Source organism: Butyricicoccus porcorum, assembly GCF_002157465.1.
Classification (GTDB): domain Bacteria; phylum Bacillota; class Clostridia; order Oscillospirales; family Butyricicoccaceae; genus Butyricicoccus_A; species Butyricicoccus_A porcorum.
Genome location: NZ_NHOC01000002.1, coordinates 60,645 through 84,032, shown reverse-complemented (window position 1 = coordinate 84,032; position 23,388 = coordinate 60,645). Strand labels below are relative to the sequence as shown.

General features: G+C 55.9%; 22 protein-coding genes and 1 pseudogene. 6 read left to right on the top strand and 17 right to left on the bottom strand.

What is annotated here, in order from left to right:
• Positions 1-232 precede the first annotated feature (232 nt).
• The 4 genes from CBW42_RS01815 (at position 233) to CBW42_RS01800 (ending at position 5,799) form a co-directional block, all read left to right on the top strand.
• Positions 233-481, top strand: a complete 249-nt coding sequence (locus tag CBW42_RS01815) for a TM1266 family iron-only hydrogenase system putative regulator (RefSeq protein ID WP_087017166.1) — start codon at positions 233-235, stop codon at positions 479-481.
• Between the two features lie 30 nt (positions 482-511).
• Complete coding sequence (hydG, locus tag CBW42_RS01810; protein ID WP_205703596.1) at positions 512-1,927, top strand: [FeFe] hydrogenase H-cluster radical SAM maturase HydG; 1,416 nt, start codon at positions 512-514, stop codon at positions 1,925-1,927.
• A gap of 249 nt (positions 1,928-2,176) precedes the next feature.
• Positions 2,177-4,015 carry an NAD(P)-binding protein gene (locus CBW42_RS01805; protein WP_087017162.1) on the top strand — a complete coding sequence of 613 codons (1,839 nt, stop codon included), beginning with the start codon at positions 2,177-2,179 and terminating at the stop codon, positions 4,013-4,015.
• Positions 4,009-5,799, top strand: coding sequence for a [FeFe] hydrogenase, group A (locus CBW42_RS01800; protein ID WP_087017160.1), 1,791 nt, complete (start codon positions 4,009-4,011; stop codon positions 5,797-5,799). Before CBW42_RS01805 ends, CBW42_RS01800 begins: the two co-directional genes overlap by 7 nt.
• Before the next feature lie 70 nt (positions 5,800-5,869).
• On the opposite strand, the gene CBW42_RS01795 is transcribed toward CBW42_RS01800, so the two are convergent.
• Positions 5,870-7,093 carry an MFS transporter gene (locus tag CBW42_RS01795; protein ID WP_165761008.1) on the bottom strand — a complete coding sequence of 408 codons (1,224 nt, stop codon included), beginning with the start codon at positions 7,091-7,093 and terminating at the stop codon, positions 5,870-5,872.
• Positions 7,094-7,373: 280 nt separating this feature from the next.
• Here CBW42_RS01795 and CBW42_RS01790 point away from each other — a divergent pair, with 280 nt between their 5' ends.
• Entirely contained in the window at positions 7,374-8,729 is a 1,356-nt protein-coding gene (locus tag CBW42_RS01790; RefSeq protein ID WP_087017776.1) for an MATE family efflux transporter, read from the top strand.
• Between the two features lie 55 nt (positions 8,730-8,784).
• On the opposite strand, the gene CBW42_RS01785 is transcribed toward CBW42_RS01790, so the two are convergent.
• The 4 genes from CBW42_RS01785 to CBW42_RS01770 all read right to left on the bottom strand — a co-directional run bounded on the left by CBW42_RS01785 (position 8,785) and on the right by CBW42_RS01770 (position 11,604).
• Positions 8,785-9,531 (bottom strand): hypothetical protein, encoded by a 747-nt coding sequence (locus tag CBW42_RS01785; RefSeq protein WP_087017157.1) that lies wholly within the window; start codon positions 9,529-9,531, stop codon positions 8,785-8,787.
• A complete protein-coding gene (locus CBW42_RS01780; protein ID WP_087017155.1) occupies positions 9,528-10,085 on the bottom strand; it encodes an RNA polymerase sigma factor in 558 nt (185 codons plus the stop codon). The genes CBW42_RS01785 and CBW42_RS01780 overlap by 4 nt, the downstream gene beginning before the upstream one ends.
• 123 nt (positions 10,086-10,208) lie before the next feature.
• Positions 10,209-10,574 (bottom strand): helix-turn-helix domain-containing protein, encoded by a 366-nt coding sequence (locus tag CBW42_RS01775; protein ID WP_087017154.1) that lies wholly within the window; start codon positions 10,572-10,574, stop codon positions 10,209-10,211.
• A gap of 109 nt (positions 10,575-10,683) precedes the next feature.
• Positions 10,684-11,604: a DMT family transporter gene (locus CBW42_RS01770; protein WP_087017152.1), complete on the bottom strand. Its 921-nt coding sequence runs from the start codon at positions 11,602-11,604 to the stop codon at positions 10,684-10,686.
• Positions 11,605-11,825: 221 nt separating this feature from the next.
• On the opposite strand from CBW42_RS01770, the gene CBW42_RS01765 reads away from it, so the two are divergent.
• Positions 11,826-13,169 carry a butyryl-CoA:acetate CoA-transferase gene (locus tag CBW42_RS01765; protein WP_087017150.1) on the top strand — a complete coding sequence of 448 codons (1,344 nt, stop codon included), beginning with the start codon at positions 11,826-11,828 and terminating at the stop codon, positions 13,167-13,169.
• 72 nt (positions 13,170-13,241) lie between these two features.
• Here the strand turns inward: CBW42_RS01765 and CBW42_RS01760 are convergent, their stop codons facing one another.
• The 12 genes and pseudogenes from CBW42_RS01760 to thiM form a co-directional block, all read right to left on the bottom strand.
• Positions 13,242-13,820 (bottom strand): xanthine phosphoribosyltransferase, encoded by a 579-nt coding sequence (locus CBW42_RS01760; protein ID WP_087017148.1) that lies wholly within the window; start codon positions 13,818-13,820, stop codon positions 13,242-13,244.
• A gap of 93 nt (positions 13,821-13,913) precedes the next feature.
• Entirely contained in the window at positions 13,914-14,912 is a 999-nt protein-coding gene (locus tag CBW42_RS01755) for a sulfate/molybdate ABC transporter ATP-binding protein (protein ID WP_087017146.1), read from the bottom strand.
• On the bottom strand, positions 14,909-15,589 hold the full coding sequence (gene modB / locus CBW42_RS01750; protein WP_087017144.1) for a molybdate ABC transporter permease subunit: 681 nt from the start codon (positions 15,587-15,589) through the stop codon (positions 14,909-14,911). Before modB ends, CBW42_RS01755 begins: the two co-directional genes overlap by 4 nt.
• A gap of 30 nt (positions 15,590-15,619) precedes the next feature.
• Positions 15,620-16,456, bottom strand: a complete 837-nt coding sequence (gene modA, locus CBW42_RS01745; RefSeq protein WP_087017142.1) for a molybdate ABC transporter substrate-binding protein — start codon at positions 16,454-16,456, stop codon at positions 15,620-15,622.
• A gap of 422 nt (positions 16,457-16,878) precedes the next feature.
• The gene (gene nrdG, locus CBW42_RS01740; protein ID WP_087017140.1) at positions 16,879-17,394 is read right to left on the bottom strand and encodes an anaerobic ribonucleoside-triphosphate reductase activating protein; all 516 of its coding nucleotides are present in this window, start codon (positions 17,392-17,394) and stop codon (positions 16,879-16,881) included.
• An 11-nt stretch (positions 17,395-17,405) separates the two neighbouring features.
• Positions 17,406-17,570: pseudogene (nrdD, locus tag CBW42_RS01735) on the bottom strand (anaerobic ribonucleoside-triphosphate reductase); the annotation flags it as partial.
• A 97-nt stretch (positions 17,571-17,667) separates the two neighbouring features.
• Positions 17,668-19,977, bottom strand: a complete 2,310-nt coding sequence (locus CBW42_RS01730) for an anaerobic ribonucleoside triphosphate reductase (RefSeq protein WP_087017136.1) — start codon at positions 19,975-19,977, stop codon at positions 17,668-17,670.
• Positions 19,978-20,162: 185 nt separating this feature from the next.
• On the bottom strand, positions 20,163-20,411 hold the full coding sequence (locus CBW42_RS14420) for a hypothetical protein (protein ID WP_133058244.1): 249 nt from the start codon (positions 20,409-20,411) through the stop codon (positions 20,163-20,165).
• A 40-nt stretch (positions 20,412-20,451) separates the two neighbouring features.
• Complete coding sequence (gene thiD / locus CBW42_RS01725; RefSeq protein ID WP_087017134.1) at positions 20,452-21,231, bottom strand: bifunctional hydroxymethylpyrimidine kinase/phosphomethylpyrimidine kinase; 780 nt, start codon at positions 21,229-21,231, stop codon at positions 20,452-20,454.
• On the bottom strand, positions 21,224-21,868 hold the full coding sequence (locus CBW42_RS01720) for an HAD family hydrolase (protein ID WP_087017132.1): 645 nt from the start codon (positions 21,866-21,868) through the stop codon (positions 21,224-21,226). The genes thiD and CBW42_RS01720 overlap by 8 nt, the downstream gene beginning before the upstream one ends.
• Entirely contained in the window at positions 21,865-22,521 is a 657-nt protein-coding gene (gene thiE, locus CBW42_RS01715; RefSeq protein ID WP_087017129.1) for a thiamine phosphate synthase, read from the bottom strand. Before thiE ends, CBW42_RS01720 begins: the two co-directional genes overlap by 4 nt.
• Positions 22,508-23,332 carry a hydroxyethylthiazole kinase gene (gene thiM, locus CBW42_RS01710; RefSeq protein WP_087017127.1) on the bottom strand — a complete coding sequence of 275 codons (825 nt, stop codon included), beginning with the start codon at positions 23,330-23,332 and terminating at the stop codon, positions 22,508-22,510. Before thiM ends, thiE begins: the two co-directional genes overlap by 14 nt.
• Positions 23,333-23,388 lie beyond the last annotated feature (56 nt).

The window sequence follows — 23,388 nt, the reverse complement described above, 5'->3', positions numbered from 1 at the left end:
AGGCGTGGTATAATGACAGAAATCAGGTGCGCGGGAAGAACATGGTTCCCACCGCAAACCGCCTATACTGCAAATGTACCGACCCACAAGGAACAACGCCTGACGGAGAAGACATGCAACGATTTCATGCCAGCTTATTTCTGCCGCTCTGCGGCAACAATCCGTTTATGCAGCATTCCTGTGCCGCGGCACAGGAATGCTTTTTTATTCTCTCAGAAAGGAAACGCTTCGCATGGAACAGACCAGAGTGGCGATTCTGGCTATTGTCGTGGAAAATCCCGCGCATGCCGAACAGCTCAACCAGATTTTGCATCAGTACAGACAGTATATCATCGGCCGAATGGGCATCCCGTATGACAAACGCGGCATCTCACTCATCAGCGTGGCTGTCGACGCCCCGACCGGTATCATCAGCGCCATGTCCGGCAAAATCGGCATGCTGGACGGCATCACCGCAAAGGCAGTTTACTCTAAGCTCTGACTGCACCCGCTATTCAGGAGGTATATGACTATGTACAACATGATGTCACCCAAGGCAGAAGAATTTATCAGCGATGAGGAAATCCGCGATTGTCTCGATTATGCAGAAAAAAATAAGCATAACCGTGAGCTGATCGACCAGATTCTCGAAAAAGCGCGCAAAATGAAGGGTGTATCCCACCGCGAGGCGCTCGTCCTGCTCGACTGCGATCTGGAGGACAAGAATCAGGAAATCTATGCACTTGCCCGCAAGATCAAGGAAGAGTTCTATGGCAACCGCATCGTCATGTTCGCACCGCTGTATTTGTCCAATTACTGCATCAACGGCTGTGAATACTGTCCGTATCACCTCAAAAACAAGCACATCCCGCGCAAAAAGCTGACACAGGAGGAAATTGTCGCCGAGGTCACTGCTCTTCAGGACATGGGCCACAAGCGCCTCGCCATCGAGTCCGGCGAAGACCCGGTCAACAACCCGATTGAATACATCCTCGAATCCATCCAGACAATCTACAGCATCAAGCACAAAAACGGCGCCATCCGCCGCGTCAATGTCAACATTGCCGCGACAACGGTAGAAAACTACCGCAAGCTCAAGGAGGCCGGTATCGGCACTTATATCCTGTTCCAGGAGACCTATAACAAGGAATCGTATGAAAAACTGCACCCGACGGGACCGAAGCACGACTACGCCTACCACACCGAGGCGATGGATCGCGCCATGGACGGCGGCATCGATGACGTCGGTCTGGGCGTCCTGTTTGGCCTGAACAACTACCGCTATGACTTCACCGGCATCATCATGCATGCCGAACATCTGGAAGCATACAAGGGTGTCGGCCCGCACACCATCAGCGTGCCGCGCGTGCGCCGCGCAGATGACATCGACCCGGATGTCTTTGACAACGGCATTTCCGACGATATGTTCGCCAAAATTGTCGCATGCATCCGCATCGCCGTGCCGTATACCGGCATGATTGTCTCCACCCGCGAGAGCCAGAAGAGCCGCGAGCGCGTGCTCGACCTCGGCATCTCCCAGATCAGCGGCGGCTCACGCACCAGTGTCGGCGGCTATACCGAGGCCATCCGGCCGGAGGACACCACGCAGTTTGACGTCGATGACCGCCGCACGCTCGATGAAGTCGTGCACTGGCTGATGGATCTCGGCTATGTCCCGAGCTTCTGCACTGCCTGCTACCGCGAGGGCCGCACCGGTGACCGCTTCATGTCGCTGCTCAAGAGCAAACAGATTGTCAACTGCTGCCATCCGAACGCACTGATGACGCTGAAGGAATATCTGGAAGACTATGCGTCCCCGGAGACCAAGGCGGTCGGCGAAGCTCTGATTGCAAAGGAACTGAAGACCATCCCGAATGAGATCGTCCGGAGAAAGGCAACCGAATACATCGAAAACATCCACGAAGGACAGCGCGATTTCCGCTTCTGAGTGACCGCGTTCACGTGTCCAAAGACAGAAATCTGTCTTTGGACACTTTTTTTGGCTGAATTCCTTCAAATCCAGCTCCTTTTGCAAAAAATCAAAATAATTGTGCCAAATCGATTGATTTTTTTCCCAAAAAGCGTACAATGTAAGATAAGTAGTTTTGCTTGTTTTGTGATTACTTTATGAGCATCTTTGTGTGTTTTTTGACAAAATGCACGCGACGAAAAGAAAATCTTTTGGAGTGAAACAGCATTGAGCAGATTAAGTTTGGAAACCCCGAATCAGGCACAGACCGTTGTCGAGAGCCTGTACAAGGATCTGGAGCGGCGTATCGCCGCCAGCCCCCCGGGACTGTGTCCCGTTGACATTTCCCTCGGCTTCCTGAAGCTGTGCCATGCACAGACCTGCGGCAAATGTTCCCCCTGCCGCATCGGTCTCGGACAGCTCGCACGCCTGATGGACGATGTCCTCAGCGAGCGTGCAACACTGGAAACCATCGACCGCATTGAAAAGACGGCGAAAACCATCGCGGACACCGCAGACTGTGCCATCGGCTACGAAGCCGCCAACATGGTTCTGCGCGGCGTCCAGGGCTTCCGCGACGACTATGTCGAGCACGTCACCAACAACCGCTGCACCAGCGGTCTGACCCAGCCGGTTCCGTGCGTCGCACTGTGTCCCGCACATGTCGACGTACCGGGCTATATCGCTCTCGTCCGCGCCGGACGGTATGAAGACGCGGTCAAGCTCATCCGCAAAGACAACCCGTTCCCGACCGCCTGCGCGTTTGTCTGTGAGCATCCATGTGAGGCGCGCTGCCGCCGCAACATGGTCGACGATGCAGTCAACATCTGCGGCATCAAGCACTTTGCCGTCACGCATGCGCTGCATGTCGCGCCGGTTGCAAACCAGCCGTCCACCGGCAAGCGCATTGCCATTATCGGCGGCGGCCCCGGCGGTCTGTCCTGCGCGTTCTATTTGCAGCTGATGGGACACCATGCAGTTGTCTATGAACAGCGCCCGCAGCTCGGCGGCATGCTGCGCTACGGCATCCCGCGCTATCGCCTGCCGGAAGACATGCTGAACAATGACATCGATGTCATTCTCAGCACCGGTGTCGAGGTACATACCGATATCTCCGTCGGCCGTGATATCTCGTTCCATGAAATTGAAGACCAGTATGATGCGGTATTTCTATGCATTGGCGCGCACATCGACCGCAAGATCGGTATTCCGGGTGAGAGCAGCATCGGTGTCGTCTCCGCTGTCGAAATGCTGCGTGACATCGGCGAGGGCAATCCGCCCGACTTCACGGGCAAGCGTGTCTGTGTCATCGGCGGCGGCAATGTTTCGATGGATGCCACCCGCACCGCGCTCCGTCTGGGCGCATCCAGTGTCACGACAGTCTACCGCCGCCGTGTCGACGATATGACCGCGCTGTCCGAAGAAATCGAAGAGGCAGCTGCCGAGGGCGCAACCATTCTGCCGCTTCAGGCTCCGGTGCGCATCGAGCGCGACGAAGACGGACATGTCACCGCGCTCATCACCCAGCCGCAGCAGATCGGCCCAGTCGGACGTGATGGACGCCCGAAGCCGGTTGCCGCAAACAAGCCGGAGCAGGCCATCCCCTGTGATATTGTCATTGTCGCCATCGGCCAGGGCATCGACTCCAAGGCATTCACTGCCGCAGGTGTCGCAACCAACCGCGACCGCATTTCCGCGCTGCCGGACAGCTTTGTTGAGGGCAGCCCGAAAGTCTTTGCGGGCGGCGACGCCGTCACCGGTCCCTCTACCGTCATCCGCGCAATTGCTGCGGGCAAGGTCGCCGCAGCCAACATCGACAATTTCCTCGGCTACAACCATGTCATTCATGCAGCCGTTGAGGACATCCCGGAGGCACCGCTGTCTCCTGCTCCGGCCTGCGGCCGCGTCAACCTGCGCACCCGTCCGGCCTGCGACTGCGTCGCCAACTTTGACGACATCAAGGAGCCGATGACCGAGGACGAGGTTTTGCAGGAAGCATCGCGCTGCCTGCGCTGCGACCATTACGGCTACGGCAACTTCAGAGGAGGACGAATGAGACAATGGTAAACGTAACAATCAACGGCATTGCCGTGCGCGTGCCGGAAGGCACAACCATCATGGAAGCCGCTGCAAAAGCCGGTATCACGATTCCTTCTCTGTGTTATCTGAAGGAAATCAATGAAATCGGTGCCTGCCGCGTCTGCTGCGTCGAGGTTGAGGGCGAAAGCCGCCTCGTTTCCTCATGCAATAACCTTGTCTATGAGGGCATGGTGGTATACACCAATTCACCGCGTGCCCGTCAGGCGCGCCGCATCAACGTCGAACTGCTGCTGTCCCAGCATGACAGCACCTGTGCCACCTGTGTGCGCTCAGGCAACTGCAAATTACAGCATGTAGCCAACGACCTCGGCATTCTGCGCAATCCATACCCGCAGGATCTGCCGAAGGGCCTGTGGACGACCACCTTCCCACTGTTCCGCGACCCGAAAAAGTGCATCAAGTGCATGCGCTGCGTGCAGTACTGTGAAAAAATTCAGTCGCTCGGCATCTGGGAGATGACCGGTTCGGGCAGCCGTGCCACCATTGACGTCACCTACAACCGCCGCATCAAAGAAGCGGATTGTGCCCTGTGCGGCCAGTGCATCACGCACTGCCCGGTCGGCGCACTGCGCGAGCGCGATGACACAAGCGAAGTGCTCGACGCACTGGCAGATCCGGACAAAATCACGGTTGTACAGATCGCACCGGCAGTCCGTGCCGCCTGGGGAGAATCGCTCGGTCTGCCGCGTGAGCTGGCGACGGTACGCCGTCTTGCCGCTGCCCTGCGGTCGATGGGCTTCGATTACATCTTCGACACCACCTTCTCCGCTGACCTGACCATCATGGAAGAAGCGGCGGAGTTCCTCAAGCGCTTCACCGCCGGAGAACTGAAGGAATATCCGATGTTTACCTCCTGCTGCCCGGGTTGGGTTCGCTTCCTCAAATCGCAGTATCCGCAGCTCGTGCCGTACCTCTCCACGGCAAAAAGCCCGCAGCAGATGTTTGGCGCAGTCACAAAGAGCTATTTTGCCGAACGGATCGGTGTCCCGCCGGAAAAAATCTGCTGTGTTTCCATCATGCCGTGCCTCGCCAAAAAGGCGGAAAAGAACGGCCACATGTATGTCAAGCAGACAGACAGCATTCAGGATGTCGACATTGCGCTCACAACGCGTGAAATGGATCGCCTGATTCGTTCGGAAAACATCAATGTTTCCAGCCTGCCCGAAGCAGAGTTTGACTCCCCGCTCGGCGTCGGCTCAGGTGCAGGCGTCATCTTCGGCGCAACAGGCGGCGTCATGGAAGCTGCTCTGCGCACCGCCTACTATTCGGTTGTCGGCACCAATCCGTCGCCCGATGCATTCCGCGCAGTTCGCGGACAGGAGGGCTGGCGCGAAGCGGAATTTGACATGAACGGCACAGTTGTCCGCTGTGCGGTTGCCAGCGGTCTTGCCAATGCGCGCCATCTGATTGAAGCCATTCTGGCCGGACAGGCACACTATGATTTCGTGGAAGTCATGGCATGTCCGGGCGGCTGTGTCGGCGGCGGCGGACAGCCGATTCCGTTTGAACAGTCCGAACAGGCGGAAATCCGCGGTGAGCTGCTCTACAAGCTCGACCGTCTGAGCCCGCTGCGCTATTCGCACGAAAACCCGGAGATCAAAGCGCTGTATGACCAGTATCTCGGCGAACCGCTCTCGGAACGCGCAGAAGACCTGCTGCACACCGACCACAACAGCTGGACGATGCCGCTCAGCCTGCGTCTGCAAATGCAGGACACCGAGGATACAACCATCCATTTCGGTGAGAACTAACCGCACATACCCAAAAGCACCCGCGATTCACGAAGAATCGCGGGTGCTTCCGTTTTCTCAATGCAATTCGTTATGCGTGATGCTTTACTGCATGCTTTCTGACTGCGCGGCCGCAGACCATCACCGCATTGTACACAGCCATGACAATCAGTGCAACGGCAGCAATCAACAGGACAGCAAGGCCGGTGCGCATGCCTGCGACATTTGCCACCATGCCGACGGCAGACGGCGCGACAACGGCACCCATGCTGGTCAGCAGGACAAAGAAACCCATGCAGACCGGATAACGCGCGAACAGATCTCCCGCATTGGATACAGAAGTACCATACATGCCGGACATGCTCAGGCCCAGACCGACGGTTGAGACCATCATCATCGCAAAGCTGTGGCTATGGATCAGCAGATACAGAAAGCCGAGCTGTCCCGCCGCCATAACCACAATCATCTGATATGGACGAAAACGCAGCGCAAGGCCGGAGCAGCTGAACCGGCCGACCAGCAGTGCAATCCACAATGCAGAGGTGACAACCTGTGCAAAATCATTGGTCATAACGCCCGAATCGACGAAAAATGATGTCAGCCAACCCATCATAGACGCCTCAATGCACTGATAGAAAAAGACAATCAACACTGTGACCCAGAAAATCTTTTCCCAGAAAAAGCCGAACGAAACTGCGGATTTTTCCGCCTTTCCACCGGAGGCACGCGTGTTGTCCAGCTTCATGCGCGACATGGCGAGCAGGCCGAGCACTGCCGCTGCCGTCGCAATCGCCGCCGCCAGACGCCAGCCGGATGCATCCACCTTCGAGCAGAACAGCACAGCAAACGGTGCAATACACGCACCGATGGCAAAAAATGCATGCAGCATGTTCAGCGGGCCGGCATTGCCGCGCGCCAGATCGCTCATAATCTGGTTGTTGTAGTTGGTGACAGCACCCTTGCTGATGCCGATGAGCGCCATCGCAATCAGCAGCCAGACCGGATTTCCGCTCACCAGAAGCATGCCCATGCCGATGGCAACGCCGGATGTCAGCAGGATAAATGAATTTTTCAAGCCGAAATACAGCGGCAGAAAACCCGCGCCCAGACCTGCAACGGCATAGCCGACCGACTGCACCGACAGCAGCATGCCGCCGACCTGATAGTCGAGCGCATAATCCGCCTTGAGCACCGGCAAAATTGCACCCAGCATAATCAGCGCGAAGCCCTGCGCAAAATACGCATAAAACAGGTTTCCGACAATGTACCGGTTATCCCGCCCGATTGAACGGAAAAACGACTCCTTTTGTTGCATTTTGTACCTCCGCAATTTCCTTTTTCCAAACGTAAATAAAACGAACCAACTGAAAGAGTAGTCCAGTTCGATACAAAAGTCAATTGCATTTCCCCATTCTTTTGTTATGCAAAAAAACTTCTCAATTCCTGTCAAAGATCCCCGCATTTTCCTCCCGTGTTTTGTGCTTTTTTCTTTCATCATCTTTTGGAAGCCCGTAATGCCATTTCTTTTCTTTGCACGCTGCATCGGGCAGTGCTATAATAGCAATACAATCTCGACAGAAAGACTGTGTTTTATCATGAATCTACAATCGGAAACCGATTTTTCAAAAGGAAGTGTCTCGTCCAACATCATCCGCCTTGCAGTGCCGATGACGCTGGCACAGCTTGTCAACGTGCTGTATAACATCGTCGACCGCATTTACATCGGCCGCATGGGTACAGACGCGACCAATGCACTGACGGGTCTCGGCGTATGCTTTCCCATCATTACAATGGTAGTTGCCTTTGCCAACCTGATCGGCATGGGCGGCGCGCCGCTGTTCTCCATGCAGCGTGGTGCAGGGCAGGACGAAGAAGCCGAGGGCATTATGGGAAACTGCCTGACCCTACTGCTGTGCTTTGGCTTCGGATTGACTGCCATTGGCCTGCTGGTGCGCCGTCCGCTGCTGCTTGCACTCGGTGCGAGCAGTGTTACGCTCCCCTATGCGATGTCCTATATCACAATCTATCTGATTGGCAATGTCTTCGTTATGCTGTCACTCGGCATGAACAACTTCATCAATGCGCAGGGCTTCGGGCGCACCGGCATGTTGACGGTTATCATCGGTGCGGTGCTCAACCTGATTCTCGACCCGATCTTCATTTTCGCCCTGCACATGGGCGTGCGCGGTGCAGCGTGCGCAACCGTGCTCTCTCAATTTGTCGCGGCACTGTGGACCATGCGCTTTCTGACCGGCTCGCACACGCTGCTGCGCCTGCGGCGCAGGCATCTGCGCTTACAGGCAGCTCGCGTGAAAAAAATCCTGACACTCGGACTGGCAGGCTTCACGATGAGCGTAACCAACAGTCTGGTGCAGGTCGCCTGCAACAGTTCGCTGCAATTCTTTGGCGGCGACGTATATGTCGGCGTTATGACCGTGCTCAACTCGGTGCGTGAGATCATCATGCTGCCGATCAACGGCATTTCGGGCAGCGCCCAACCGGTTATCAGCTTCAATTACGGCGCGGCACTGCACGCGCGCGTGCGGCAGGCCATCCGGTTCATGTCCATCACGCTGATTGTCTATTCCCTCGCGGTCTGGGGCATTATTTCGCTGTTCCCCCACTTTTTCATCCATATTTTCAACACCGATCCGGCACTGACTGCCGCAGGCGTGCCCGCGATGCATGTGTACTTCTTCGGCTTTTTCCTGATGGCACTGCAATTTTCCGGGCAGGCAGTATTCACCGCGCTCGGCAAGTCGCGCCATGCGATTTTCTTTTCCATCTTCCGCAAGGGCATTGTCGTCATCCCGCTGACGCTGATTTTGCCGCATGTCTGCAGTTTAGGTGTATACGGCGTCTTCCTCGCCGAACCGATTTCCAACCTGCTCGGCGGTGTTGCGTGTTTCACAACGATGTACCGGACAGTGTACCGCAAACTGAAAACCTGATTTCTGCATGCAGCGAGCCAGCCTGAAAAAGGCTGGCTCGTTTTGTCTCTGTTTGTTACGGTGAAATCAGCTTTTCAAGGCCTTCCGCGACCTCATCCAGCGTCTGTGCATCGGAAAACGACGGATAGGCATCCCGGTCGAACAGCAGGCCGCTGTCTGTCTGTAGGAAAGCATATCGGATGCCGTCGGGCAGCCCGTACCGGGCAACATCCATCCAGTACAGCCGGCTGCCGTCCTGCTCTTCCACATCATTCTCTCCATATGGACGGCCCATAAAAATACCTTCCATGCCGACCTCAATCTGCCGCACGGTGTCAAGTCCGCTCATGCTCTGTGTTTCCATACGAATCGGTCCGGGTGCGAGCAGGCACACGGTATCACCGGCTTTACAGCCGCTGTACGTGCGGTACACATAATCTGTTTTCACCTCAATCACCGCCCGATATCCACTCCAGTCACCACAGGAAACCAGAACATTCTGTATGTCTGTGACCGTTCCCCGCATAATATCTGTTTGACTGTCCGTGACCAGCTCTTCCTCCGTCATGTAGGCAAGGCAGGCAGATTCCCCATATTCCGGCAATTCGCTGACCACCTCCACCGAGACATCTCCGGTCGAGTGTTCGAGTGCGAACGGTGTCCGCTGCTGCGCGCGATACATCCCCATGGATGCCGCCACAATCAATACAGCGCAGGCTGCCGCCGCAAGACGTCTGACCGGAACACGGCGATGGTTTGCCGCTTCTGCAATCAAATCGTCATCCAGTCCGCCAATCCGGCGGAATAACTCCTTCTCATTCACAGGATCACCCCTTCGGCTTCCAGATAATCACGCAATTTATTCCGGGTGCGGAACATCATGGATTTTACACGGCTCTCGCGCATGCCAAACCGCTTTGCGATGTCCGCAATCGAATCCGCATACCAATACCGGCGCACAAATACCATGCGGCTGATTTTACTCTGCGTGCGCAGGAATGTGCTGATGCAGGCCGCTGTCTCTTGGGCTTCCGCCTGCTTTTCTACATTGTCCACTGCGGCAATACACTCTGACAGCTCAGACAACACAAGCGGAAATTCCCCACCGCGCTTCTGCGCTGTGTTGTAATCGTACCGGTCGAGTGCAATGTTCCGCGTCAGCCTTCCCAGAAATGTGGCCAGCTTCTGCGGACGCGCAGGCGGCATGGTGTTCCATGCGGCAAGCCAGGTGTCGTTTTCACACTCCTCTGCGTCCTCCTGCCGGTGCAGGATGTTCCATGCAATCGCGTAACAATACGATCCATACCGCTTTGCAGTTTCCGCAATTGCGCCTTCCGCACGCGCCCAATACAGCGCAATGATCTCGTTGTCCTGCATGGTAATCCCTCCCCTTGTCTGTTTTCTATTATACTAGGAAAACAGGGCGCAGCGGTTGCCCGCCTGATAAAATTTTTTTACACAAAAAAACCTGTCCCGGTTTTCAGCCGGAACAGGCTTGTTTTATTCTTCTGTTTCCTTCCGGATTTCCGCCAGGAGCTCCTCCGGCTCGATTCCGTACAGTTTTGCCAGTGCCAGAAGATTTGCTGTATTTGGGTCAGACGCTCCGCGCTCCCATTTGGACACCGCCTGACGGCTCACACCAATGCGCTCCGCCACAAATTCCTGTGTCATTTTACACCCGACGCGATGCGCCTTCAGGCTTTCGCCGAGCGAGCGCCTGATCTTTTTCTTTTCCTCCCGCACCTCGCCGGAGCGCAGATATTTCCGCAGCGCCCGGATCACCAGCACGAACAGATAGACAATCAAGCCCAAGAGGAACAGATTCAAAAGCTGTACTATTACTTCAATCGAGACAATCTGTGCCATACTTCCGCCTCCGTTTTATTCTGATGCAAAAAGTATAACAAAAAATCCCGGTTGCGGCCAGCAACCGGCGCGCAACCGGGTGTTTCATCGACGTTTTTATTTCGTCCTGTCAGGCTGTTTTCTCTGCTTTCGTCCGGTTTACCAGCACGATGCCGACACAGACGAGCACAAGTGAGAGCATATTGCGCACGGTGAACACAGTCTCATGCAGGATGATGCCGGACATCAGCGTGCCGAATACAGGCACGAGGAAATTGTACACCGTGACCTTTCCGACCGGGTATTTCTTGAGCAGCCAGGTCCAGATGCTGAACGCCGCTGCCGAAAGGAAAATCAGATAGCCCAGCAGGGCAACCGCCTTCGGCGTCACAGTGGTAAAATGCCCGCCGCCGAATATGCCCGCGAGCAGCAGCACGGCACCACCGAAAAACAGCTGCCAGCCGGTAATCATCATGGGGGATTCCCCCTTTGCAACGAATTTGCTGATGACCGCACCCGCGCCGGATGCCACAGTGGACAGCAGCATGAAGCCCTCTCCGGTCAGAGCAAAACCGCCGCCGAGTGCATCCACGGAGCTGATACTGATCATCACAACACCGACAAAGCCGACCAGGCAGCCGATTGTTTTCGCCGTGGTCAAACGGTCATCCGGAAACAGGAAGTGCGATGCACCGACCGCCAGAAAAGTCGACATCGCCGTGATGACAGAGCCCTTGACGCCGGTCGTGTGCGACAGGCCAATGTAAAAGAACACATATTGCAGGGTCGTCTGCACAAAGCCAAGCAGCAGGATGCCCTTCCAGAGCGAACGCTTCGGAAAAATCAGCTTTTTATTCAGCACGGCGGAAACCGCGAGCACTGCGACGCCTGCCAGCATAAACCGCCAACCCGCAAAAAACAGCTTGCTGTACGCATCATCCCCAATGCCAAACAGCGCATAGCCTGTCTTAACCGATGGAAATGCGCTGCCCCAGAGCAGCGTGCACAGCAGTGCCGGCAAAAAGATTCCGCCTTGTTTGATTGCATTCATATCATTTTTCTCCTATTTGTTGTTTCTTTTTTATCCTGTTTATGGTACATCATGCTGCTGCCAAATACAAGGGTGCAATTCTGTGCAATTTTCGTCAGCCTGCTTGACGAAAGCCGCTCTCACTGGTACAATAAATTGTGTAAAACCCTGTTATTTTTGTATGTTTTGCACTGTTTTTTATCTCTTTTTGAGTATGTTATACGAATGGAGGATTTCTAGGTATGGATTATCAGGCGCTCTATCAGAGCAAACTGACTACCGCGGAAGAAGCGGTCAAGGTAGTAAAAAGCGGTGACTGGCTGGACTTTGGCTGGTGCACCGGTATCCCGGTCGAGCTGGACAAGGCACTCGCAGCACGCGCGGACGAGCTGTATGATGTCAACATCCGCGGCGGCATTCTGCTGTGGCCGCTCGCAATCGCACAGGTTCCGGAAGCAAATAAGCATTTCTCCTGGAACTCCTGGCACATGAGCGGCATCGAACGCCACATGATTGACGACGGCATTGCTTACTATGCACCGCTGCGTTATTCCGAACTGCCGCGCTGGTACCGTGAGAGCATTGACAAGCCGGATGTTGTCATGATTCAGGTCGCGCCGATGGACAAGCACGGCTATTTCAACTTCGGTCCGAACGCATCCCATCTTGCCGCTGTCTGCGAGACCGCAAAAATCGTCATTGTTGAAGTCAACCAGAACATGCCGCGCTGCCTCGGCGGTTTTGAAGAAGGCGTACACATCAGCAAGGTTGACATGATCGTCGAGGGCAACAATCCCCCGATTGGCCAGATGGGTGGCGGCGGCGCCGCTTCCGAAATCGATGAGACGGTTGCCAAGCTGATCGTTGAGGAAATCCCGAACGGCGCATGCCTCCAGCTGGGTATCGGCGGCATGCCGAACGCAGTCGGCTCGCTGATCGCACAGTCCGATCTGAAGGATCTGGGTGTACATACCGAGATGTACGTCGATGGCTTTGTCGACATCGCGGCTGCCGGCAAGATCACCTGTAGCAAAAAGAACATCGACAAGGGCCGTCAGGTTTACGCTTTCGGTGCCGGCACCCAAAAGATGTATGACTATATGGACAACAACCCTGCCCTGATGAGCGCACCGGTCAGCTACACCAACGATGCGCGCACCATTGCGCAGATCGATAACTTTATCTCCATCAACAATGCAGTTGACCTCGACCTCACCGGCCAGATCAATGCGGAATCCGCAGGCGTGAAGCACATCAGCGGCGCAGGCGGACAGCTGGACTTTGTCCTCGGCGCATATCTGTCCAAGGGCGGCAAGAGCTTTATCTGCTGCTCCTCTACCTTCACCACTCGCAGCGGTGAGCTGAAGAGCCGCATCGTGCCGACCCTGAATCCGGGCTCCACCGTTACCGACACCCGTACCAACACACATTACCTCGTCACTGAGTACGGCAAGGTATGCCTGAAGGGTCTGTCCACCTGGGAGCGCGCAGAGGCAATTATCTCTGTCGCCCATCCGCAGTTCCGCGATGAGCTGATTCAGGAAGCGGAAAAGCTCAAGATCTGGAGAACCTCCAACCGCAGATAAAACTTCCCAATATCGCGCAAAACGCCGACGGCACATGCCGTCGGCGTTTTTTTTCTGTTTTCGGAAAGAAGATCAATGGCGGAATGTCAGCTCGCCGGTCTTTGCATCCATCGCATCGACAATAGCAAGTGATTCCAGACGAACACCACGTTCACGCAGCAGCTTTCCGCCCTCCTGGAAACCCTTTTCGACTGCGATGCCGACACCTTCCAACGTAGCACCGGATGCTTCAATGATATCGAGCAATCCGTTGACCGCGCAGCCATTCGCAAGGAAGTCATCGATCACAAGGATATGATCGTCCGGGGAAAGGAATTTTTTGGATACAATGACGTCATATACGCGCTTATGGGTAAATGACTGTACCTTGGAGGCATATACCTCTCCGTCAATGTTGATCGACTGTGCTTTTTTTGCAAAAACCACCGGAACCTCAAACAGCTGTGCTGCAATACATGCAATGCCAATGCCAGAGGCCTCGATGGTAAGTATTTTATTGATCGGTGCATCCGCAAACAGGCGCTTCCATTCGCGTCCCATTTCGGAAAAAAGATGTACATCCATTTGATGGTTGAGGAAGCTGTCCACCTTGAGGACATTTCCTTTCTTGACTACGCCCTTTTCACGAATATACTGCTCCAGAAGCTCCATACCATACGCATCCTTTCCGATTTGTGATGTAATTGCGTGTTTGTATCGTATCACATTCCGAATGCGCTTGCAAGTATCTTTTGACAGAACCTGTCAGGTTTTATCGATTTTCAGGATATGAAACCGGTCGGGGTCGGCGGAAAGCATGACAGGATCACCCGCCTGCGGCGGAGAATCTGCATCATGTGGCACGGTCCAGAGCAGCATGCCGTGTGATGTCTGCACAATGGCCTGATCCGTATGGATACCGGGCAGCATGCGCTGCACCGTGCCGGAAACTGTCACCGTATCGCCGCCGCATGCAGGCCGCAAATCCTCCGGACGGATGCCAAGGCAGCAGGGGGCGGAATCGTTTGGCTGCATGCCATCTGGCAGCGGGAAAAAGTTGCGCATGCCGGTCAGCTCCGCGCAGGCACGTGTTTTGGGATTGTGCCACAGATCAATACAACTTCCCTGCTCGACAATGCGTCCGCCGGACACGACAGCCGCACGTGAGCAAAGCTGCATTGCCTCAGAAAAATCATGTGTGACGAGCAGGGATACCCCCACATGCCGCGCGAGCACCTCTGCCATCTGCTGGCGTACCTCACCGCGCAGATGTGTATCCAACGCGGAAAATGGCTCGTCGAGCAGCAGCACCTCCGGCTGTGCGCCCAACATGCGTGCGAGTGCGGTGCGCTGCTTCTGCCCACCGGACAGCTGTGCCGGGCGATGCTCTGCCAGCGCGGTCAGCTGAAAGCGCTCCATCAATGCGCGGCACGCCTGCTGTTTTTCCTGCTTCGTGCCGCGCATGCCCATCATGATGTTCCCCGCCACCGTCCTGTTCTCAAACAGTGCATACTGTTGGAACAGATATCCGGCATGGCGGCGCTGTGGCGGCAGACAGGTGCGCGCTGTGCTGTCATACCATGTCTTTTCTCCCAAAGCAATGTGCCCTCTGTCGGGTACGACGATGCCTGCGATGCAGCGCAGCAGCATGCTCTTGCCGCTGCCGGATGCCCCGATAACCGCCGTCGGTGCGTCGGGAAATTCCGCCTGCATATCGAGCGAAAATCCGCCTAGCTTTTTGTGAATGTCCACACACAGACTCACCGCGGCTTCCCCTCCTTTCGCCGTACATAACGGCTGTTCCAGATATTGACTGCAATCATGCCCGCGAACGACAGCACGCAGATCGTGCCTGCCCAGAAGGCCGCTTCGCCGTAATGCGCTTTTCCTGCCTGCACGGCGGAATAAATCGCCACAGACATTGTCTGTGTCTTGCCCGGAATGTTTCCCGCAATCATAACCGTCGCGCCGAATTCACCGAGTGCGCGCGCAAAGGCAAGCACGGTTCCCGCGGCAATGCCCGGTGTACAGCCGGGCAGCGTGATGTGCAGAAAAATACTCCATTCACTCATACCCAGTGTACGCCCTGCCGCCGCGAAGTCGGGATCAAGCTGTTCCATTGCGCCGCGCACCGCGCGATACATCAGCGGAAACGCGACGACGGTGGACGCAATGACGCCCGCCGTCGGTGTAAAAATAATGGAAATGCCGAGTGCATTCAATACTGCGCCGAGCGGGCCGTATTTGCCGAGCAACAGCAGCAGACCAAAGCCTACTACCGTCGGCGGCAGCACCATTGGCAGCGTCAGAATGCCGTCAACCATCCCCTGCCCGCGGCGCAGGCGCAGCACAAGCCACGCCGCGCCGATGCCGAGCACGACCGAAAATACTGTCGCCAGCAATGCGATTTTCAGTGTCAAAAAGAGGGGCGATACATCCATGTTCCGTTCTCCTGTATGTGTCAGATATCCTTACTCTGCAATGCCAAAGCCGTATTTCTCGAATACCGCTGCGGCATCATCCGCCTCAAGGAATTCCAAAAAGCTCTGTGCCGCTTCATTTTCTGCGCCATCCTTGGTCAGTGCAATCGGATAGATGACCGGAGCACAGCTGTCCTCCGGTGCCGCGCAGACAACCGTTACGCTGTCGGTAACTGCCGCATCGGTCGCATATACAATACCTGCATCAACCTCACCGGTCTCACACCAAGCCAGTACCTGACGGACGTCCGAGCCGAGAACTGCCTTCGCGTTGACTGCATCCCAGATGCCCAGTGTGGTCAGAATCTCCTGCGCGTACTGGCCAACCGGTACACTGTCCGGGTTGCCGATGGCAACCTTTGCGACGGAATCCGAAGCCAGATCTTCAAACGAGGTAACCGCGTCTGAATCCTTCGGCACAACCAGAACTGCCTCGTTGGTCAGCAGGTCGCTGCGTGTTTCGTCCGCCATCAACCCCTCATCGCACAGCGCATCCATCTGCTTCTGTGCCGCAGACAGGAACAGATCGCACGGCGCGCCGTTTTCAATCTGGCTCTGCAAATCGCCCGAGCCCGCATAGTTTGCCGTAATTGCAACGTCCGGATTCTCCTCATTATAATCCTCAATCAGCTCATCCAGGCAATCAGTCATGCTCTTTGCTGCAAACACAGTGACTTCCCCGCTCAGTGAGCTGGTTGCAGCCGTATCCGCCGCGCTGCCGGCATCCGCATCGGTATTGCTGTTGTTGCTGCTGCTTCCGCAGCCCGCCAGCATGCTGACAGACAGTGCCGCTGCCAGAATTGCCGCTGTCCACTTTTTCATTTTCATGTCGAGTTCCTCCCGATTCGTTATTCTCACTTAAGTATAACGCATGTACAAAATTTGTCAATGGTGCTAAAAAATTATTTTATATCTGTTTTCGTGTTTTAGGCAATGGAAAAGGGCTGTTCCGCTCTCCTACAGAACAACCCTTTCGCTGGTTACAAAGTACCGTCTCACATAATTTTCTGAACCGAACCAGCGCACGCGGATTCCGGATCTGTATACCCGGAGGGTATGCGCCTGATCCCGGCACGGATGAACAAAAGGAGCACCGCCCGCAGTCTTTCCCCTTACTACACGCGGCATGTGCGCTCCGGCATCCGACGAAAATGTGTACTTTATGATTTAATTATAGCAATTCAAATGTAATTGTCAATAACATTTTTCCTTTTGCACACAAACAACACAGAAGTGAGGGAATTCCCGTGTTACAGATGGGCGCAGGTTGTGGTTACAACACGGCCCTGCTCCAACGACGTCGGTACATCGATGAGGCGCTGGTTGCGGCTGCCGCGGAAGCGCAGCGACAGGTCGCGCTGTTCCTGTACGAACGGGCCGTCCACCAGCACATCACACTGCCGCAGCAGTGCGAGCACATCCGGATCATCCATCTCAAGCAGCTGCTCCCATGTATAGCCGGTATAGGTCATGATATGCTTGCCGCCCAGGCGCAGCACGCGCGCCAGCTCTGCCAGCGGCTTTGGCTGACAGAACGGCTCACCACCGGACAGCGTCACGCCGCCGATAAGCGGATCGGCCTGCACATCTGCCAGCAGACGGGAGATTTTGACCTCCTGCCCGCCCGCAAAGTCATGCGTCTGCGGATTGTGGCAGCCCGGACAGTGATGCGGGCAGCCCTGCGTAAAAATGACAAAGCGTATGCCGGGGCCATCGACAATGGATTCGTCGATGACTCCGGCAATGCGAAGATTTTGATCTATCATGGACTTATGCGTTATGCGCTGTGGCGGATGTCACGGCATGCGCAATCCTGCGGATTTTCCATTTTGCGATAGACATCGTGCTTGACGCGGTCATTTTCCTCTGCGCGCTTGGCGTTGTTGAAGCGGTCCAGCGTGCCGACCAGATAACCGGTAATGCGGCGGATGCGCTCAAAGCCGACGCCCTCTCCTACCATTTCCTCGCCGTTTGCATTGTATGTGATGTGATTGAGCTCCTTCATGATAAATACCTCCTCAGGTGAATCTGTATCTGAATTAAGAAAGCGGATTGGGACGGCGGTCACGCTCTTCATTCGGGTCGCCGTGATATCCGATGGTGTCACTGTTGTGGTTTTTATAGACGCCCAGCTGGCGCAGCTTTTCTACGCTGACTGCTTCGCCCTCGCGGCGGCCGCAGCGCGGGCATACATCGTCGATGATACCGGTATAGCCGCACACCGGGTCGCGGTCAACCGGATGGTTGATAGAACCGTAGCCGATGCCGCATTCCTTCATATAGCGGATGACAGCCTCAAATGCATCGAGGTTCTGCGTCGGATCACCGTCCAGCTCGACATAGCTGATGTGTCCGCCGTTGGTAAGCGCGTGATACGGCGCCTCAAGCTGAATTTTTCGGAATGCCGAAATCGGATAATAAACCGGCACATGGAACGAGTTGGTGTAATAATCGCGGTCGGTAACACCCGGAATCACGCCATATCGCTCGCGGTCCAGACGGGTAAACCGTCCGGACAGACCCTCTGCCGGTGTCGCAATGACGGTAAAGTTCAGGCCGGTTTCGCGACTCTCACGATCCATGCGCTCGCGCATACGGGTGACAATGGCCAGCCCCATACGCTGTGCCTGCTCGGATTCGCCGTGATGCTTGCCCATCAGCGCCTTGAGACACTCGGCAAGGCCGATGAATCCGACGGTCAGGGAGCCATGCTTGAGCACCTCGCCGACCTTGTCGTCCGGGCCGAGCTTGTCGGAATCAATCCAGACACCCTGACCCATCAGGAACGGATAATTGCGCACGCGCTTCTCACTCTGAATCTGAAAGCGTGCCTTGAGCTGATCGATGACCAGATCGAGCTTTTCGTCAAGCTCCTGGAAGAATGCCTCCGCATTGCCGTTCGACTTAATGGCGATGCGCGGCAGATTGATCGACGTAAAGCTGAGGTTTCCGCGTCCATAGACAATCTGTCTGGACGGATCGTAATTGTTGCCGACGACACGGGTCCGGCAGCCCATATAAGCCGCCTCGGTTTCCGGATATCCCGGCTTGTAGTACTGTGCGTTGAACGGGGCGTCGAGGAACGAGAAGTTCGGGAACAGGCGCTTCGCAGAAACGCGGATCGCCAGCTTGAACAAATCGTAGTTCGGGTCGCCCGGATTGTAGTTGATGCCTTCCTTGACCTTGAAGATATGAATCGGGAAGATCGAGGTCTCACCATTGCCCAGTCCGGCCTCAGTTGCCAGCAGAAGACTCTTCATGACAAGGCGACCCTCCGGAGAGGTATCCGTGCCATAGTTGAGCGACGAGAACGGAATCTGTGCGCCTGCACGGGAGTGCATGGTGTTGAGGTTATGCACCAGCGCCTCCATCGCCTGATACGTGGTGCGCTCGGTTTCCCGGCGCGCATACTTGACGGTAAACGCCAGAATCTTGTCCGCGGTCTCCGCATCCGTGCGCTCCAACAGACGGCCGCGGATGCATTCTGTTGCACCGTTGTCATCTGCGAGCACCGGCTTCTGCTCACACGCCTCAACCAGCGTCTTCGCGGTCTCCAGTGCGTCATCCTCCACGCCGTACGCCTCCAGCGCCTTGGCGAGGTTGTCGCGGTACTTATGCCAGTAGGTCTTGCGCACGCCCGGTGCCATGCTGTAGTCGAAATTCGGCACGCTCTGGCCGCCGTGCTGGTCGTTCTGGTTGGACTGAATGGCGATGCACGCCAGTGCCGAATAGCTCATGATGTCATTCGGCTCACGCAGGAAGCCGTGTCCGGTGGAAAATCCGCCGTCAAACAGCTTGAGCAGGTCAATCTGCGTGCAGGTCGTAGTCAGGGTGTAGAAATCGAAGTCGTGAATGTGGATATCGCCCTCGCGGTGCGCCTTGGCAATGTGCGGTTCCAGAAGGAACATCTCATTGAACTGTTTCGCACCCTCCGAGCCATATTTCAGCATCGTGCCCATCGCGGTGTCACCGTCGATGTTGGCATTTTCGCGCTTGATGTCGTTCTCAATTGCGGACTGGAACGTCAGATCCTCATAAATCTTCATCAGTCCGGTATTCATCTCGCGCTGACGGGAACGCTCATTGCGGTACAGGATATAGGCCTTTGCGGTCTTTGCGTGGCCGCTTTCGACGAGGATCTTCTCGACCGCGTCCTGTACATACTCCACTGACGGCGTCGGTGTGGGGCTGTGCGCCTCCACATAGTCTGCCACATCCAAAGCCAGCCGCATCGACATCTGGTAATCGTGGCCGCCGGACGCTTCCGCGGCCTTGTAGATGGCATTTGCGATTTTCGTCACATCAAAAAACACACATCTGCCGTCTCTCTTCTCAATCTGCTGAATCATCTATTGCTGCTCCTCTGGTTACTCTGATAAAATAAGTTCCGACTGTTGCGCGCATAATACAAAATATGCACGTTTTTTACACTCATGAACACAACATATTGTGTTCAGTGTGACCCAGAACTGTTTTATATTTTAGTACGCCGAGGCGCATCTGTCAAGGGCGCAATGCCCCCTTGTGGTGTGCCTCAGCTGGTAGGAATCATTCCTATTTCTTGATTTTTGGCCAGAGTGCCCGTCTTTGCCGATCCGCCAAACCGGTGCGAACCGCCCGCCGGGTCGGGAACGATTTTGCTCAAAAACCGGGGCTGGTGGGCAAAGAAGCAACGTTTTGCAAACAAATCCTCTGTCCCCGCCGGAGATTTTCCGGCAGGCAGTTCTGCCCGCCGCAAAACGCAAAAGCGAACTTTTAAAAATTTTTTATTTTTGTTGTCCACACCTCTTCAGACCACAACATATTGTGGTCTATGCCGGCTGTCACAGATTCCAGCAGTGGTTGAGCGGCCCGTTGCCCGCGCCGAGGTTCAGACCGTCGCGCAGGGCACCGGTCAAATATGCCTTTGCCTGGCGCACAGCGTCCGGCATGCAGGCACCTGCCGCCAGTGCGCAGGCGATCGCGGAGGACAGTGTACAGCCCGTGCCGTGTGTGTTCGGGTTGTCGATACGCGTACCCTCAAACCAGAACGCCTGTCCGTTCCAGACGAGCAGGTCGTCCGCAGCTCCGGCAAGATGCCCGCCTTTGACGAGTACCGCACCGTCGGTCTGCGCCGCAATGGCAAAGCCCGCCCGCTCCATCTGTTCCCTCGTTTCAATCCGGCTGCCGCACAGCGCTTCCGTCTCCGGAATGTTCGGCGTAATCAGCTGTGCCAGCGGCAGAAGCTGCGTGCGCAGCGCATCCATCGCCTCGGGCTTCAGCAGTGCACGTCCGGAGGTGGAAAACATGACGGTGTCCAGCACGATATTTTGCGCACCGTAGTGCCGCAGCCTGTCCGAGATGACTGAAATGTTCTCCGCAGACGAAACCATACCGATTTTCACGGCGTCCGGCACAATGTCGGTAAAAATACAGTCCAGCTGCTGTGCCAGGAAATCCGCCGGTGTCTCCTGCACGCCGTACACACCGGTTGTGTTCTGTGCAGTCAGCGCTGTAATCGCGCTCATGGCATACATGCGGTGTGCCGTGATGGTCTTGATATCCGCCTGGATGCCCGCGCCGCCGCTGCAATCCGAACCGGCAATGGTGAGTACCTTATTCACAGCAGAATTCCTCCCAGCCCATGATGTACTGACGGCACAACGGGCGGATCACCTCTGCCTCACTGCGCGCGGAATGGTCATACACGCCCACAACCGGATAGCCTGCCCGGACCGCGGTTTCAATACAATGCAGGCTGTCCTCAAAGACAACCGTCTGCTGCTTCGGCGTGCCCAGCCTGCGCGCACATTCGTCAAAAATATACGGCAGGTTTTTGCTTGTATTCAAATCCCCACAGGTGAGCAGAAACGAAAAGTACTCTCCAATCCCCAACCGACGGAGTGCTATCTCGACCAGCTCGCGCCCTGTGGCGGTCGCAATGCACATAGGGATACCCTTTCCCTTCAGGCTGTCCAACATCGCGCGTACGCCCGCCTTGAGCGGCGCACGGCTGCGGTAATCCTCCGCTATCATATCGCTGATCTGGCGGCAGATGGTGTCCACCGATTCGGTAATACCGAAATCCTGGCGGTAATATTCCGCTGCCTCCGGCAGCGTCATCGTCTTCAGCCGCAGCGGCAGGTCATCCGGCACCGGAATATTCCGCTCCTCCAGATAGCGGGAGCCGACTGTCTCCCAGAACGGCATAGAATCGAGCAACGTGCCGTCCAGATCAAAAATTGCACCTTTCAGCTTCATGCCTGTACCAGCTCCTCTGCACGCGCGCGCAGCGCCGCCGTCGCCGCCTGAATGTCAGGTGCGGCAAAAATACCGGAAACAATCGCCACGCCTGCGACACCAGTTCCCGTGAGCTCCAGCATGTTGTCCAGCTTGATTCCGCCGATGGCAACGCAGGGAATGGCAACGCCCGCGCAGATATCACAGATATCGTGATGGGTCAGCGGGGCGGCGTCCGTCTTGGTCCACGTGCTGTGCACCGCGCCGACACCGAGATAATCTGCCCCGCGGCTCTGTGCCAGCTGTGCCTCTTCGACCGAATGCGCCGATACGCCGATGATTTTTTCCTCGCCCAGCAGCGTGCGCACATCGCCTGCCTCCATGTCATCCTGTCCGACATGTACGCCGTCCGCACCGCTCTCCAGGCATGCCTGTACATCGTCATTGATGATGCAGCATACACCGTAGCTGTGGCACAGCTGTACAATATCCTTTGCCTCTGCGACGAATTCCTCATGAGAAAGACCCTTTTCCCGGATCTGTACCAGTGTCGCACCGCCTTTCAGGCACTGCTCGACCTGCTGATACAGTGTGCTGTCACCCGTCCATGCGCGGTCGGTGACGGCATATAACAGCATGGAATTTTTTACCTGCTGTGCTTTATCGAATTTCAATGTTCATTCCTCCCTGTAATGTCTGTGCGTCCATCAGACTGACCGCATCCATCAGGCAGACACGGAACGTACCGGTTCCGCCGCCCATTTCTTCGGTCTTTTTGCGGGCAATATCGCCCGCCACACCCATAACGGCAGTTGCCGCCGCGGCTGCCTCCAGAATCTGATCGTGATTGGCACCGCAGAATGCCGCCGTGAGTGCGGAGAGCATACAGCCGGTACCGGTCACCCGCGACATCATCGGATGCCCATTGCGGCAGATATACGCGCGCTCCGGCGATGCAATGATATCAATGGCACCGCTGACCGAAACCACCGCACCGAGCGATGCGCTCAACTGCTTGAAGAACGCCACGCGCTCCTCCAGATTTTCCTCCGTCACAGCATCCGCCGCGCCCGCGTCGACGCCCTTCGTATTAGACGCCGCACCGCCGACTGCCAGCAGCTCGGATACATTGCCGCGCACGACAGCAAACTGATAAGCTGAAAAAAATTCGCGCAGTGTGTCCATGCGGTATGCCGATGCGCCCGCGCCAACCGGGTCGAGCACAACCGGTACACCCGCCTGATTGGCTGCGGCGATTGCCCGGTGCATCGCCCGTACAGTCATCGTATTTAGGTTGCCGATGTTGATATCCACTGCGCCCGCCACGGACGCAATATCAGCAGCCTCCTGTTCAGCCTCCGCCATCGTCGGCGACGCACCGCACGCAAGCACGATATTGGCACAATCATTCGTTGTAATATAATTGGTAATGCAGTGAATCAGCGGCGCGCGCTGACGCACATTGTCCAGAATCTGTTCAAACACAGGTTTTCATCCCTTCCAAAAAAACTGCGGAAAAAAGCCCGCCCTAACAGTATACC

Excerpts from the sequence above, each read along its gene's own strand:
- CBW42_RS01720 (WP_087017132.1), bottom strand. The coding sequence starts at position 21,868 with ATGAAGCTGAAAGGTGCAATTTTTGATCTGGACGGCACGTTGCTCGAT.
- hydG (WP_205703596.1), top strand. The coding sequence starts at position 512 with ATGTACAACATGATGTCACCCAAGGCAGAAGAATTTATCAGCGATGAG.
- CBW42_RS01815 (WP_087017166.1), top strand. The coding sequence starts at position 233 with ATGGAACAGACCAGAGTGGCGATTCTGGCTATTGTCGTGGAAAATCCC.
- CBW42_RS01760 (WP_087017148.1), bottom strand. The coding sequence starts at position 13,820 with ATGGAGCTTCTGGAGCAGTATATTCGTGAAAAGGGCGTAGTCAAGAAA.
- CBW42_RS01790 (WP_087017776.1), top strand. The coding sequence starts at position 7,374 with ATGAATCTACAATCGGAAACCGATTTTTCAAAAGGAAGTGTCTCGTCC.
- CBW42_RS01780 (WP_087017155.1), bottom strand. The coding sequence starts at position 10,085 with ATGCAGGACAACGAGATCATTGCGCTGTATTGGGCGCGTGCGGAAGGC.
- modA (WP_087017142.1), bottom strand. The coding sequence starts at position 16,456 with ATGAAAATGAAAAAGTGGACAGCGGCAATTCTGGCAGCGGCACTGTCT.
- nrdG (WP_087017140.1), bottom strand. The coding sequence starts at position 17,394 with ATGATAGATCAAAATCTTCGCATTGCCGGAGTCATCGACGAATCCATT.
- CBW42_RS01765 (WP_087017150.1), top strand. The coding sequence starts at position 11,826 with ATGGATTATCAGGCGCTCTATCAGAGCAAACTGACTACCGCGGAAGAA.
- CBW42_RS01795 (WP_165761008.1), bottom strand. The coding sequence starts at position 7,093 with ATGCAACAAAAGGAGTCGTTTTTCCGTTCAATCGGGCGGGATAACCGG.
- CBW42_RS01730 (WP_087017136.1), bottom strand. The coding sequence starts at position 19,977 with ATGATTCAGCAGATTGAGAAGAGAGACGGCAGATGTGTGTTTTTTGAT.
- CBW42_RS01775 (WP_087017154.1), bottom strand. The coding sequence starts at position 10,574 with ATGGCACAGATTGTCTCGATTGAAGTAATAGTACAGCTTTTGAATCTG.
- CBW42_RS01800 (WP_087017160.1), top strand. The coding sequence starts at position 4,009 with ATGGTAAACGTAACAATCAACGGCATTGCCGTGCGCGTGCCGGAAGGC.
- CBW42_RS01770 (WP_087017152.1), bottom strand. The coding sequence starts at position 11,604 with ATGAATGCAATCAAACAAGGCGGAATCTTTTTGCCGGCACTGCTGTGC.
- modB (WP_087017144.1), bottom strand. The coding sequence starts at position 15,589 with ATGGATGTATCGCCCCTCTTTTTGACACTGAAAATCGCATTGCTGGCG.